Here is a 13367-nt window from a genome sequence, read left to right on the forward strand (position 1 = left end):
GTACGGGCGCCGCCGCCGACCCGCATCCCACCACCGTCATCCACCCCGCGATCGAAAGAGCCTCCGGTGTCCCCTACCGACAACCCGACGAGTGCGCACACCTTCCAGGTGGACCTGCGCGGCCTGGTGGACCTGCTCTCCCACCACCTCTACTCCAGCCCGCGGGTCTACCTGCGCGAGCTGCTGCAGAACGCCGTGGACGCGATCTCCGCCCGCCGCGCCCTCGACCCCGGGGCGCCGGCCAGGATCACCGTCCGGGCCGACGACGCGCTGTCCGTCACCGACACCGGCATCGGCCTGACCGAGCAGGACGTCCACACCTTCCTCGCCACCATCGGCCGCAGCTCCAAGCGCGACGCCGACGGCCGGCTCGACGGCGCCGGGCTGGCCCGGGCCCGCGGCGACTTCATCGGCCAGTTCGGCATCGGCCTGCTCGCCTGCTTCGTGGTCGCCGACGAGATCACCGTGGTCACCCGCTCCGCCGCCACCCCGGACGCCCCGGCGATCGAGTGGCGCGGCAGCTCCGACGGCAGCTACACCATCCGCACCCTGCCCGCCTCGGCCAAGCCCGAGCCGGGCACCACCGTCACGCTGGTCCCGCGCGCCGACGCCGCCGAGTGGACCCGCGCCGGCCGGGTCCTCGCCCTCGCCCGGGACTTCGGCAGCCTGCTGCGCCACGACGTCACCGTGGTCGACGGCAACGGAACCGAGCACCGGGTCAACCGCACCCCGCCGTGGGCCGAGCGCCACGCCTCCCCGCTGGCCAGGCGCGACGCGCTCGCCGAGTACTGCCGCGCCGCCTTCGACTTCACCCCGCTCGACACCATCGAGCTGGACCTGCCGCTGGTCGGCCTGCGCGGCGTCGCGTACGTCCTGCCGGACGCCGCCTCGCCCTCGCGCCGCAACGGCCACCGGGTGCACCTCAAGGGCATGCTGCTCTCCGACCAGGCCGACGAACTGCTGCCGGACTGGGCGTTCTTCGTCCGCTGCGTGGTCGACACCGACGGGCTGCGCCCCACCGCCTCCCGCGAGGGCCTGTACGCCGACGAGACGCTGGCCGCCGTGCGGGACGCGCTCGGCGCCCGGATCCGCGACTGGCTGACCGGCCTGTCCGCGAGCGACCCGGCGCTGCTGCACCGCTTCCTGTCCGTCCACCACCTGGCCGTCAAGGAACTCGCGCGCTACGACGACGAGTTGCTGCGGATGATGCTGCCGTGGCTGCCGTTCGAGACCACCGACGGCAACGTCACCCTGGACGAGTTCGCCCGCAGCCACCCGGCGGTGCTGGTGACCAGGACGGTCGAGGAGTTCCGCCAGGTCGCCCCGATCGCCGGCGCCGCCGGGCTCGGCGTGGTCAACGGCGGCTACACCTACGACCACGACCTGGTGCACCGGCTGCCCGAGATCCGCCCCGGCGTCTCCGTCTCCGACCTCGACCCGGGCACCGTCACCGCGCACCTGGACACCGTCGACCCGGCCGCCGAGCTGGCCGCCAACGCCTTCCTGGCGATCGCCCGCGAGGTGGTCGGCCGGTTCGACTGCGACGTCGCGCTGCGCAGCTTCCACCCCACCAACGCGCCCGCCCTGCTGCTCGACAACCGGGAGGCCCGGCACGAGCGCACCCGGGCCCAACTCGCCGACGAGGCCGACGGGTTGTGGGCGGACATCCTCGGCTCGCTGCGCGCCGAGGCGCCCCGCGCCCAGCTGGTGCTCAACCACCTCAACCCGCTGGTGCGCCGCGCCGCCACCGTCACCAGCCGCGAGCTGGCCGTCACCGCCGTCGAGGCGCTGTACGGGCAGGCCGTGCTGATGACCCGCCGCCCGCTCAAGGCCAGCGAGTCCGCGCTGCTCAACCGCTCGTTCATCAGCCTGCTCGACCACGCCATGCTCGGCCACGAGGCCGGCGGGGCGGGCGGGGCGAACGGGGCGGGCGGCTTCCCCGAGGGCGGGGAGGGGGCGTGATGCTGGACACCCCCGACGCGGTGATGGCCGCGCTGCGCGAGAACGACGCCCGCCCGTACGGCCGGACCAGGACCGTCACCGCCGAGGAACTCGTCGACGCCGCCGAGCAGTTCGACGACACCGGCGTCCTCTCGATGGCCCTGCTGGAACTGATGGAGGCCTACGAGTACGACGGCGAGCGCGGCAAGGGCCCGGTCGTCTTCGCCCGCGTCCTCAGGCTCTGGGACACCGACCCGGACGGCTTCGGCGAGTGGGCCCGGCAGCAGGTGCTCTGGCGCTTCAAGTGGGTCGCCGACACGCTCAAGGACAACCCGGACGTCCCGCTCGCGGCGGTGCGGCGCTGGCACACCGAGCTGCGCGACCGCTACCGCGCGGCCGGCCAGGACCTCCAGCCGTACTACGCCCAGCGCTACCACCTGGCCGCGCACACCGGTATCGACGTGCAGGACGCCTACGAGCTGTGGGCGGCCCGCCCGCGCGCCGAGCTGAGCGACTGCCACGCCTGCGAGACCCGCGCCCGCGCCCGGCACCACCTCGCCGCCGGGGACGACGCCCGGGCCCTGGAGGCGCTCGCCCCGGTGCTGGACGGCCGGAGCGGCTGCGAGCAGGAGCCCCACCTCAGCCAGGCCACGGCGCTGCTCGCGCAGCTGCGCCAGGGCCGGTCGGACGAGGCCCGCTCGGGCCACCTCGCCGGCTACCGCCACGCCCGCGGCAAGGCCTCGATGCTGAGCGCCGTCGGCCTGCACATCGAGTTCTGCGCGCTGTCCGGCAACGAGCCGCGCGGCCTGGAGCTGCTCGCCGAGAACCGCGCCCTGTTCGCGGTCACCGGCGATCCGGCCGCCCGGCTGGACTTCCTGACCGGAGCCGAGGTGCTGGTCGCCCGGCTCGCCCGGGCCGGCCACGGCGAGCTCGCGGTCAGCGGCCCGGTCGGCACCGCCTGGACGGTGGACTCCCTGCTCGCCCACCTGCGCGCCGAGGGCGACGCGCTGGCCGGCCGCTTCGACGCCCGCAACGGCACCGACGCGGTCGGCGCCGGGCGGCGCGCCCGGCTGGCCGTGGAGCCGCTGCTCGCCGAACCGCTGGCACTGGGCGTGCGGGCCGCCGCCGCTTCCGGGCTGTCGGCCGCCCCGGCGGCCGCGCCCGCGCCGCGCCGGACGGTCGAGGCGGAGCCGGAGGACTTCACCGCCCTGGTGCTGCGGGCCCGCGAGCTGGAGGTGCTCGGCCACCCGGATGCCGACCGGCTGTGGAAGCGGGTCGCCGAGCGCGCGGAGGCCGCGGACTTCGTCCACCCGGAGAGCGCCGAGCTGGGCGGCCCCGAGCGGCTGCGCGCCGAACTCGCCGAGCAGCGGGCCCACGAGGCGCTCCAGCGGGACGCGTGCGAGGAGGGCAAGGCCGGGCTGCTGGCCGCCGCCGAGCTGTTCGAGCAGGCGGGGCTGGCCGGGTCGGCGCTGATGTGCCGGGCCCGGACGCTGATCGCGGACCTCGACGAGGGCGACGAGGGCGCCGAGGGCGCCGAGGCCGAGGGCGCTGCGGACGGCGAGGGCGCCGGGCGCGGCGGCCGGCGGGCCGACTGGGCGGCGCTCGACGCGGCGCTGGCCCGGGCCGAGGAGCTGCGCGCCGGCGGCGAACTGGCCGACGACGACTACCTGATCGTGCTGCAGACCCGCGCCTACGCCGCCCACCACGACCTCTCCGAGGTGCTGCCCGAGCCCGCCGCCGAGGTGACCGGGCGCTTCGAGGCGGCGGTCGGCGGCTACCGGCGGGCCGCCGTGGAGCTGGGCTCCGAGCGGCGGGCCGCCACCTCCCGGCAGTACACCGCCGACATCGCCGCCCGGCAGGGCCGGCTGGCCGAGGCGGAGGCCGAACTGCGCGAGGTGCTGGCCCAGTTGGACGCGGCCGAGCTGCCCTGGCACACCCCGCGGGTGCTCGGCCTGCTGGGCCAGGTGCTGCTGCAGGGCCACGAGCCGGGCCAGGCGGTCGAGGTCTTCCACCGGGCGCTGGCCGAGGCCGTGCGCTGGGGCGACGACTCCTACCCGTACGCGCCGACGTACATGATGCTCGGCCACTCCTGCCTCCAGGTGGGCGACCTCGGCGGCGCGGTCCGCGCGCTGTCGGAGGCGGCCGCGCGCTACGACCGCAAGGGCGCCGAGGCGGTCGAGGAGGCCGCCCGGGTGCGCCTGCAACTGGCCGATGTGCTGCGCGACACCGGCCGGGCGGCGGACGCGGTGGCCGTCCTGGAGTCGGTGCTGCTGGACGCGTCGGCGGCGCGGCTGGACGTCCGGATGCTCGCCCAGGGCCGGCTGGACCTCGCCCGGGGCCTGTCCGACCTGGAGGAGCACCGGGACGCCGCCGAGGAGTACCTGCGGCTGGCCGACCTGGTGGCCGGGTGGGAGGACCAGGAGACCCACACCATGGTCGCCTGCGAGGCCACCCTGGCGCTCGCCCGGGCCGAGCGCTGGGACGCCGCCGAGGCGGCGCTGGCCCGCGCCCGCGAGGCGCACGGGAAGGCCCCGCAGGTGGACCAGCTGGCCGCCACCCTGCGGGAGCTGGCCCGGCTGACGACGCGGGAGAAGGGCGAGGAGGGGCTGGCGGCGGCGCTCGCCCTGCTGGCCGAGGCGGACGCGGTCGGCGAGGCGGCCGAGCGGTCCGGTGAGGAGTACAACTCCTGGTACCTGCGCGGTGGTTCGCACTACGAGCGGGCGCGTTCGCTGGCCGTCGCCGGGCGGCACGAGGAGGCGCTGGCCGAGGTCGAACGGGCCATCGCGGAGTACGAGGCGGGCGGGGTGCGGGCCGAGTCCCCGCGGGCGGAGGCCGTCCGGCTGGCCGCGCTGATCGAGGGCAGCGACCTGGGGCGTACCGACGCGGCGGTGGCCCGGCTGGCCGCCGGCATCGCGCGCTGCGAGGCGGCCGGGCTGCCGGAGGCGGCGGAGGTGCTGGCGGAGCTGCGGGAGCGGTTCGCGAACTGACCGGCGGGGGGCGGGCGTTCATGGCGCCCGCCCCCCACCGGTGGTCGCCGGTACGGCCGTCAGCAGGGCCCGTCGTCGGCCCAGACGCCCCACTGGCCACTGGCGCTCGGCACCTCGTTCAGCGTCCACCACTTGGCGTGGTAGGCGTGCCCGTTGTACGAGACCTTGGCGCCGCCGTTGTACGTGGTGCTCGCGCTCCACGCCGGGGCGGCGCAGCTGCCCGGGGTGGTCGGCGGCGTGGTCGGGGGAGTCGTCGGCGGGGTGGTGGGCGGGGTGGTGGGCGGCGTGGTGGGCGGGGTCGCCCCGGCGAACTTCACCGTGAACCTGGTGAAGTCCCAGTCGTTCTGCACCACGCTGGAGCAGGAGCCGGACAGCCCCGGGTCGACGTTGCCCGCGCACTGGCGGTCCCGGTTGACCGACCAGTAGGTGTACCGGGCCAGGCCGTGCGCGGTGGCGAAGTCCAGCACGGTCTGGAAGTCGGACTGGTGGAAGTACTCGGCGGCGTCGGTGCGGCCGTTCATCATCGACACGCCCTCGTGGGCGTAGGCGGTGGCCTCGTTCCAGCCGAAGGTGGTCTGCAGGATCTGGTTGAACTTCACCAGCGCGTCGGTCTGTGCCGCGGCGCCGCTGAAGCCGCCGTCGAACGGCATGATCGAGTAGTTGTCGGGCGTGAAGCCCTGCGACTTGGCCTCGTTGAGCATCTGGGTGCCGAACCAGCCGGTGCCCGCGTTGGTGCCGGCGGTGGTGATCGAGACGTACAGGCCGGGGTTGTTCTGCTGGAGGATCCGCGCCGCGCCGATCTCGTTGTGGATGGCCGCGGTGTTCTCGTACTCCGGCTCCTCCAGGTCGAAGTCGATCGCCTTGAGGCCGTACTTGGTGATCACCTTCTGGTACCCGGCGGCGGTCGCCTCGGGGGTGCCGCAGACCTGGCCCAGCTTGGTGCCGCCGTACCCGCCGACCGACACCGAGACGTCCCCGCCCTTGCCGCGGACGGTCTGGATGACGCTCGGCATGGTGGTGTCGGTGTCGATCGGGGAGGTGCCGCCCCAGGCGGGCGAACAGCTGCTGCCCTGGGCCAGGATGAACGCCAGCTGGAAGGCCTTCTGGCCGGTGGCGTCCATGACGGCGGCGGCGTCCGGCGGGCTGTTGTCCTCGGGCATCAGGTACGGCGCCGAGGCGTACCAGTTGCTGCCGAGCCCTCCGGCGGCCCCGGCGGCCCCGGTGCCGGTGGTGCCGGTGGTGTCCGCGGCGGCGGAGCCGGTGCCGGCCAGGGCGGCGACGCCGCCGGCGACCAGGCCGAGCGCGGCGGCCACGGCGAGTACGGCGCGGCGCCTGAAGGGGGGACGTGCGGTGTGCTGTGGGGGAAGAGCGCGTTCCATCGGAAGCCTTTCCAGGACACGGCAGTGGGGGAGGCGGGCCTGCTCACGCCGGGTGCGGGGGTGGCGTGGCGGCCGAACGGGCCTGCGGCGGCGGGTGGTTGCCGAAGGTCCTCACTGGTATAGACCTGTCAGGGAAGGGCGGTCAACCCCAAAGAGGTCAAGGCGCACCGGTCGGCCGACGGGCCCTGGAGTCGGCTCACCGGGACGGAACTCCGGCCGCCGCCCCGGCCACCACTCCCGGCGCCATCCCCGCCAGCAGCGAGCCGACCGCCGGGGACCACGGGCGGCCGGTCGGCCCGGTCAGCGACAGCGTCCGGTGGACGGCGGGCCGGATCGGGACCAGCACGCAGTCGGCCGGGAGCATGGTCAGCGCCAGCGCGGGCATCACCGAGACCCCGACGCCCGCGTGCACCATGCCGATCAGGCTGTTCAGGTCGCGGATCCGGTGCCGGGGCGTGAAGCGGGTGCCGGCCCGCCGGTAGGCCTCGCGGATGTGGCGCTCGCAGCCGCCCTCCGAGAGCAGGAAGTCGTCGTCCTCCAACTCGGCCACATGGACGGTCGGTTGGCCGGCGAGCGGGTGGTCGCGGCGGAGCAGCGCGTGCATCGAGTCGGCGCCGAGCGAGACCGCCCCGGGCGGCAGCGGCCCGGCGTCCACCAGGACGGCGGCGTCCACCGTGCCCGCCTCCAGCCAGGCCGCCAGCTCGTCGTCCTCGCCCTCGAAGACCCGGACGGTCACCTGCGGGTAGGCCGCCCGCCAGTCCTTGAGCAGCCCGGGCAGCAGCGCCTGGCAGACGGTGGTCGGCGCCGCCAGCCGTACGGTGCCGGTCGGGCCGCCGGAGTGCCGGGTGGCGATCGCGCGGACGGCGGCGGCCGAGGCGACGGCGGTCCGGGCGTGCGGCAGGACCTGCTCGCCCAGCGGGGTGGGCCGGCACGGGCTGCCGCGCCACAGCACGGGGGCGCCGAGGCTGCGCTCCAGCGCGGCGACGGCGTGCGAGACCGCGGACTGGCTGATGCCGAGCTCGTCGGCGGCCGCGCTGAAGCCGCCGGTGTCGGCGACCGCGACCAGTGCCCTGAGCTGGGCCAGATTGACGTCCGGGGTCATGAGACTTCCTCATCACGAGTGCACTGCCACTTGTTGGACTCATGCTGCGGCGCCGGGCCACGCTCTGTCCAGAAGACGCGACGGGAGGACGGAGGTGGTCGGGGTGAGGCGCTGGTTGCCGGGCTTCGTGGCACTGTCGGCGATCTGGGGCGCGAGCTTCGCCCTGATCAAGGTGGCGGTCGAGGCGGGCGTGCCGCCGCTGTGGGTGGCGCTGTGGCGCTGCCTGCTCGGCGCCACCACGCTGTGGGCGGTGCTGCTGCTGCGCGGCGAGCGGGCCCCGCGCGACCGGGCGCTGTGGGGGCACTCGGCGATGGTCGCGGTGCTGCTCAACAGCGTGCCGTTCACCCTCTTCTCCTTCGGGGAGACCAGGGTCAGCTCGGTGCTCGCCGGGGTGATGAACGCGACCACCCCGCTGTTCACCCTGCTGTTCGCGGTGCTGACCGTCCCCGAGGAGCGCCGCCCGGGCACCCGCCGGCTGGCCGGTCTCGGGCTCGGCTTCGTCGGTGTGCTCACCGTGCTCGGGGTCTGGCACGGCCTGGGCACCGGTGCGACCGCCGGTGCGCTGGCCTGCCTGGCCGCCGCCTGCTGCTACGGCGCGGGCTTCGCCTACCTGCGCCGCTTCCTGTCCGGCCGCCCGGAGTCGGTGACCACCCTCTCCACGCTCCAGATCACCTGCGCCACGGTGGAGTTGGCCCTGGTGGCGCCGTTCGCCGCGGGCCTCCCGCGCTGGCCGGGCGCCGCCGCGGCCGGCGCGCTGCTGGTGCTCGGCGCGCTCGGCACGGGCGTGGCCTACCTGCTCAACCTGGCGCTGGTCCGCGGCGCCGGGGCGACGGTGGCCTCGGCCGTGACGTACGTGACGCCGCTGTGGTCCACCGCGCTCGGCGCGGCCTTCCTCGCCGAGCCGGTCGGCTGGAACGCCCTGGCCGGCGGCGCGTTGGTGGTCGCCGCCGTCGCGCTGACCAGGCCGCGCGCGGCCCGCGCCCGGGCCCCGAAGGACCGTCAGCCGGTCGGTTAGGGTGGACCGGGTGAACGAGGGGTCGGTGACGGACGGGGAGCGGCGGCCGACGTCCGTCCGCGAGGCGCTGCGGGCGCACCCGCTGCGCTTCCCGTTCACCCGCTGGGTGCCGCGCTGCTGGGCGTACCTGCTCGGCGGGGCGCTGTTCGGGCCGGTGCTGCTGGTGGTCCTCGCGGTGCTGCTGGTGGTCGGTGCGGGCCTGTCGGTGGTCGGCCTCGGACTGCCGGTGCTGCTCGCCCTGGTGCTCGCGGGCATCCCCGCCGCCGGTGTGGCCCGGTGGCGGCTGCGGCTGGTCGAGCCGGTCCCGCCGCCCGACCCGCACCGCAGCCTGCCCGGGGCCGGCCGCCGGGCCCGTGTCCGCACCCGGCTGCGCGAGCGGGCCACCTGGCGTGAACTCGCCCACGCCGGGCTCACCTCGACCGTGCTGGCCGCCGCCTCGCTGGGCTTCACCGCGCTGCTGGTGATCTCCGGCGCGTTCACGGTCTCCCCGCTGGTGGTCTGGGCGCTCGCCCCGGAGACCGTGATGCTCGTCCCCGGGCGCGCCGTCGCCGGGCCGTTCGCCGCCCTGCCGTTCACCGCCGCCGGACTGGCCGGCCTGCTGCTCTGCGCGTACGCCGGGGCGCTGCTGGTCCGGGCCGAGGTCGCGCTGGCCCGCTTCCTGCTCGGGCCCCGGGAGGACGACCTCGGCCACCAGGTGCTCGAACTCACCCGCTCCCGGGCCCGGTTGGCCGACGCCTTCGAGGCCGAGCGGCGCCGGATCGAGCGCGACCTGCACGACGGCGCGCAGCAGCAGCTGGTCGCGCTCAGCATGACCCTCGGGCTCGCCGAGTACGAGCTGCGCGACCGGGACGGCCGGGCGGCGGAGCTCGTCACCCGGGCGCGCGGCGAGGCCCGGCAGGCGCTGGAGCAGCTGCGCGGGCTGGTGCGCGGCATCCACCCGCAGGTGCTCACCGACCACGGGCTCGCCGCCGCCGTCGACGAGGTCGCGCAGCGCCACCCGATCCCGGTGGCCACCGACATCGAGCTCCCGGAGCGGCTGCCCGCCCCGGTGGAGACCACCGCCTACTTCACCGTCACCGAGGCGCTCACCAACGCCGCCAAGCACAGCGGCGCCACCGCGATCACCGTCCACGGGCGGCTCGCGGGCGGCCGGCTGGTCGTCCAGGTGACCGACGACGGCCGGGGCGGGGCGGACCCGGCCGCCGGGGCCGGGCTGGCGGGACTCGCCGACCGGGTGGCACTGCTGAGAGGACGGTTGATGGTGACGAGCCCGACGGGCGGCCCGACGACGCTGCGGCTGGAGGTCCCGTGCTCCGGGTCGTGATCGCCGAGGATGCGGTGCTGCTGCGCGCCGGACTGGTCGAACTCCTCACCCTCGGCGGCCACCGGGTGACCGCCGCCGTCGGCGACGCGGAGGCGCTGGCCGCGGCCGTCGACGCCGAGCGGCCGGACATCGTGGTCACCGACGTCCGGATGCCCCCCGACCACACCGACGAGGGCCTGCGCGCCGCCCTCGCCCTGCGCGAGCGCCACCCGGGCCTGCCCGTCCTGGTCCTCTCCCAGTACGTGGCCACCCCGTACGCGACCCGGCTGCTCGCCGCCGCCGGCGCCCAACCGGCCGGTCTGGGCTACCTGTTGAAGGACCGGGTCGGCGACGTCGCGGACTTCCTGGACGCGCTGCGGCGGGTCGCCGACGGGGAGACGCTGATCGACCCCGAGGTGGTCCGGGTGCTGCTGCGCGGCCGGTCCGCCGACCGCCCGCTGGCCCGGCTCACCCCGCGCGAGCGCGAGGTGCTGGCGCTGATGGCCGAGGGCCTCAACAACCAGGCCGTGGCAGGCCGGTTGAGCATCACCGAGGCCTCGGTGGTGAAGCACTGCGGGAACATCTTCATGAAGCTGGACCTGGACCCGACGGAGGGCAACCGGCGGGTCCTCGCGGTGCTGGCCCACCTGCGCGGGGAGTGAACGGGCGGGCGCCGTACGGCTTTTGAGTGACGCCCTTGTCAGGGCGGCCGCGGTGCCGGAACGATGGCGGCATGGCGAGGACACGGGAACCGCAGAGCGCGATCGTCAACCGGATGCTCAAGGGCGAGGCGACCAGGGACGACACCACGACGGCCCAGACCAACTTCCTGCTGTGGCTGCGGCAGGAGTGGGCCGGGGACGGGGACCAGGCGCTGGCGGCCTGCCAGGACGTGCTGACGGACGCCGGGGGCGAGGAGTGGCGAGCACTTCCGGAACGCGACCTGTCCGCCCACGTCTGGCTGTTCAGCTTCTCCTGCCCGAGCCGGGAGGACCTGCCGGGCCAGGCGCGGAACTGGGTGACGGCGGTCGGCGCCAACGGCGGGGCGCCCGCGATCGCCCGGCTGGTCAGGCACCTGCGGGGGCAGCCGGAGTGACCGCGGCGGCCGGATCGACCGCGGTGGCGGGATTGACCGCGGTGGCCGGGTCGGCCGGGTCCGGCAGGGGCACGGCGGGGTCGAGCAGCTCGGTGAGCCGCCGCGCCGAGGCCTCCCAGGTCCAGTGCTCCTCCGCCCAGCGCCGCCCCGCCGCCCCCATCCGGGCGCGCTCGGCGGGCGGGGCGAGCAGGATCCGGGTCAGGGCGGCGGCCACTTCGGCGGGCGCGCGGCCGTCGACGACCGCGCCGGTGACGCCGTCCAGGACGGTGTCCGGGGCGCCGCCGGAGCGGCCGACCACCACCGGGAGGCCGGCCGCGGCCGCCTCCAGGAAGACGATGCCCAGGCCCTCGGCCTCCAGGCCCAGTCGGCGGGTGCGGCACGGCATCGCGAAGACGTCCGCCTCCGCGTAGTGGACGGCCGTCGCGGCGTGGTCGAGGCCGCCGGTGAACACCACGCTGCCCGGCTCGGTGAGGCGGAGGGCGAGGCCCCGCAGCCGGTCCTCGTCCGGGCCCCGGCCGACCAGTACCAGGGTGGTCCCGGGCACGGCCCGGCGGATCGCGGGCAGCGCGCGGATCAGCACGTCCTGGCCCTTGCGCGGGACCAGCCGCGCCACGCAGAGGACCACCGGGGCGGCGGACGCCTCCCCGACGGAGTCCTCGGCGGCCGGCCGGAAGACCGCCGGGTCGACCCCCGGCACCAGGCGCGCCAGCCGGGCGTCCGGTCCGAGCGCGGGCGCGATCCGGGCGCGGGTGTAGGCGCCGAGGTAGGTGACCACGTCCGTGCCGCGGCCGATCCGGCGCAGCAGGCCGCGGGCGCCCGGGGTGCGGGCCCACCAGATCTCGTGGCCGTGGGTGGTGGCGACGGTGCGGCGGATGCCGGGCGCCAGCCGCCGCAGGCCGGGCGTCATCGCGGCGAGCGGCGCGGCGGCGCCGAACCAGACCCGGTCGCAGCCGTGCGCCCGGGCTATCTCGGCGGCCCGGCGGGTGGCCCGCGGGGTCGGCAGCAGGGTGCGGGCGCGGTCGCGGATCACCGGGTAGGGGAGAGCGGCGTCGTGCTGCTCCGCACCCGGTTCGGCCGAGGTGTAGACCACGACGTCGTGACCGGGGACGCGGTCGGCCATGGCCTTGACGAAGGTTTCGATGCCGCCCTGGCGCGGCGGGAAGTCGTTGGTGACGACGAGGGTGGTGCCCATGGCAGGCCTTTCGGAACGGAGAGCGGAACAGAGGACGGGAGGGAGGGCGAGACGGAGGACGAGAGGGAGAGCAGGACCAGGACGAGCGGCAGCGCGAGGTAGCCGAACCGCCCGGCGGGCGCCAGCAGGAAGGCCGCGGTCAGTCCGAGCGCCAGCCGGTGTACCGCGGCGGGCGCGGTGCGGGGCGGCCGGACGGCCAGGGACGCCCCGACGGCGAGCCCGGCGAGCAGCAGCAGTCCGACGGCGGCGCACCAGCCGGCCGGGCCGAGGTCGGCCAGCAGCCGCCCGGGCAGCGGGCTCGCGGCCGGTGTCGGCAGGCCGCCGCGCCCGGTGGGGAAGGCGAACACCTGCTCCACCAGCGGCCCCGGCGCGCGCAGCGCCACCGGCAGCACCGCCAGCGCCGCTGCCCCCACCGCGACGGCTACCCCGCGCAGCGCCGCGCGCCGTCCGGCGGTGGCCGCCAGCAGGGCCGCCACCACGGCCAGCGCCGGCCAGGCCGTCCACTTCAGCGCGCAGGCGGCGGCCAGCGCCAACCCGGCCGCCACCGGCCGCCGTTCGGCGGCGCGGACCAGGGCGAGCCAGCAGAGGCCGGTGAGCGGCAGGTCCACCCCGCTGACGCAGAGCGGCAGCGCGACCACCGGCGAGGCGGTGAGCGCGGCGGCGCCGAGCCGGCGCCCGGCGGGCACCGTCCGCAGCACGCAGACCAGGAACACCGCCGCGCACCACAGCCGGGCGTCGCCCAGCGGCGAGCCGCCCAGCGGGGTGCCGTCCAGCAGCGCCCGGGGCAGACCCAGCAGGGCCATCCCGGGGAGGTACGGGGTGTACTCCTCGACGGTCCGCGGCTCGGCCAGGTACGGCATGCCGGTGTGCAGCAGCAGCGACCCGGAGCGCTCGATCACCCCGACCTCGCTCTGCCCCCGCCCGTCCAGGACCAGCAGGAGCAGCGGCACCAGCACCGCCCCGAGGGCCGCGACCGCCACCGAGACCTCACGTCCGCGCCGCCGCACCAGCACCACGGCGAGCGCCGCCAGCAGGTACCCGCAGGCCGCCCAGGCCCCCCAACTCCGGTGCGGACCGAGCCCGGACACCACCGGGAACGCCCCCGCCCACCCCGCCGCGACCAGCCACCCGCCGCACCACCACCACGCCCGTTTCGTCACCGCTTCATTGCATCGCCGCAGCTCGGCGGGGTCATCACGGCCAGGTCGAGTCTCGTGGTCGGGTTTTCCCTACCCCGCCCCGACGGCCGCCGGCGGCGGGCGCCGTCCTCGGGGCCGGCCCGGCGGCGGGGCGGGGTCGGCGCCACCTCCCGCTCCCCGCACTGACATTCGGTGGCGGCCGGATTACTGATC

General features: G+C 76.4%; 10 protein-coding genes. 6 read left to right on the top strand and 4 right to left on the bottom strand.

Going from position 1 to position 13367, the window contains the following annotated elements; genetic code table 11:
* The first annotated feature begins 66 nt into the window (after window positions 1–66).
* Both AMK13_RS24465 and AMK13_RS24470 read left to right on the top strand, forming a co-directional pair.
* Window positions 67–1962 (top strand): HSP90 family protein, encoded by a 1896-nt coding sequence (locus AMK13_RS24465; RefSeq protein WP_074004092.1) that lies wholly within the window; start codon window positions 67–69, stop codon window positions 1960–1962.
* Entirely contained in the window at window positions 1962–4928 is a 2967-nt protein-coding gene (locus tag AMK13_RS24470) for a hypothetical protein (protein WP_074004093.1), read from the top strand. Before AMK13_RS24465 ends, AMK13_RS24470 begins: the two co-directional genes overlap by 1 nt.
* A gap of 59 nt (window positions 4929–4987) precedes the next feature.
* Here AMK13_RS24470 and AMK13_RS44190 read toward each other — a convergent pair whose 3' ends face one another.
* Both AMK13_RS44190 and AMK13_RS24480 read right to left on the bottom strand, forming a co-directional pair.
* A complete protein-coding gene (locus tag AMK13_RS44190) occupies window positions 4988–6307 on the bottom strand; it encodes a chitinase (RefSeq protein WP_074004094.1) in 1320 nt (439 codons plus the stop codon).
* Window positions 6308–6503: 196 nt separating this feature from the next.
* Complete coding sequence (locus AMK13_RS24480) at window positions 6504–7409, bottom strand: LysR family transcriptional regulator (RefSeq protein ID WP_074004095.1); 906 nt, start codon at window positions 7407–7409, stop codon at window positions 6504–6506.
* A 103-nt stretch (window positions 7410–7512) separates the two neighbouring features.
* Between AMK13_RS24480 and AMK13_RS24485 the strand changes: the two genes are divergently transcribed.
* The 4 genes from AMK13_RS24485 to AMK13_RS24500 all read left to right on the top strand — a co-directional run bounded on the left by AMK13_RS24485 (window position 7513) and on the right by AMK13_RS24500 (window position 10823).
* Window positions 7513–8424: a DMT family transporter gene (locus AMK13_RS24485; RefSeq protein ID WP_198959427.1), complete on the top strand. Its 912-nt coding sequence runs from the start codon at window positions 7513–7515 to the stop codon at window positions 8422–8424.
* A 10-nt stretch (window positions 8425–8434) separates the two neighbouring features.
* Window positions 8435–9748 (top strand): sensor histidine kinase, encoded by a 1314-nt coding sequence (locus AMK13_RS24490; protein WP_241853015.1) that lies wholly within the window; start codon window positions 8435–8437, stop codon window positions 9746–9748.
* Complete coding sequence (locus AMK13_RS24495; protein ID WP_049660614.1) at window positions 9733–10389, top strand: response regulator; 657 nt, start codon at window positions 9733–9735, stop codon at window positions 10387–10389. Before AMK13_RS24490 ends, AMK13_RS24495 begins: the two co-directional genes overlap by 16 nt.
* A 71-nt stretch (window positions 10390–10460) precedes the next feature.
* Complete coding sequence (locus AMK13_RS24500; RefSeq protein ID WP_074004097.1) at window positions 10461–10823, top strand: hypothetical protein; 363 nt, start codon at window positions 10461–10463, stop codon at window positions 10821–10823.
* On the opposite strand, the gene AMK13_RS24505 is transcribed toward AMK13_RS24500, so the two are convergent.
* Both AMK13_RS24505 and AMK13_RS42110 read right to left on the bottom strand, forming a co-directional pair.
* Entirely contained in the window at window positions 10795–11943 is a 1149-nt protein-coding gene (locus tag AMK13_RS24505; RefSeq protein WP_241853016.1) for a glycosyltransferase family 4 protein, read from the bottom strand. The genes AMK13_RS24500 and AMK13_RS24505 overlap by 29 nt on opposite strands.
* Window positions 11850–13175: a glycosyltransferase 87 family protein gene (locus AMK13_RS42110; protein WP_241853017.1), complete on the bottom strand. Its 1326-nt coding sequence runs from the start codon at window positions 13173–13175 to the stop codon at window positions 11850–11852. The genes AMK13_RS24505 and AMK13_RS42110 overlap by 94 nt, the downstream gene beginning before the upstream one ends.
* Between the last annotated feature and the right edge of the window lie 192 nt (window positions 13176–13367).

Origin of the sequence: Streptomyces sp. CB02056 (assembly GCF_001905545.1) — a bacterium.
GTDB lineage: Bacteria > Actinomycetota > Actinomycetes > Streptomycetales > Streptomycetaceae > Kitasatospora.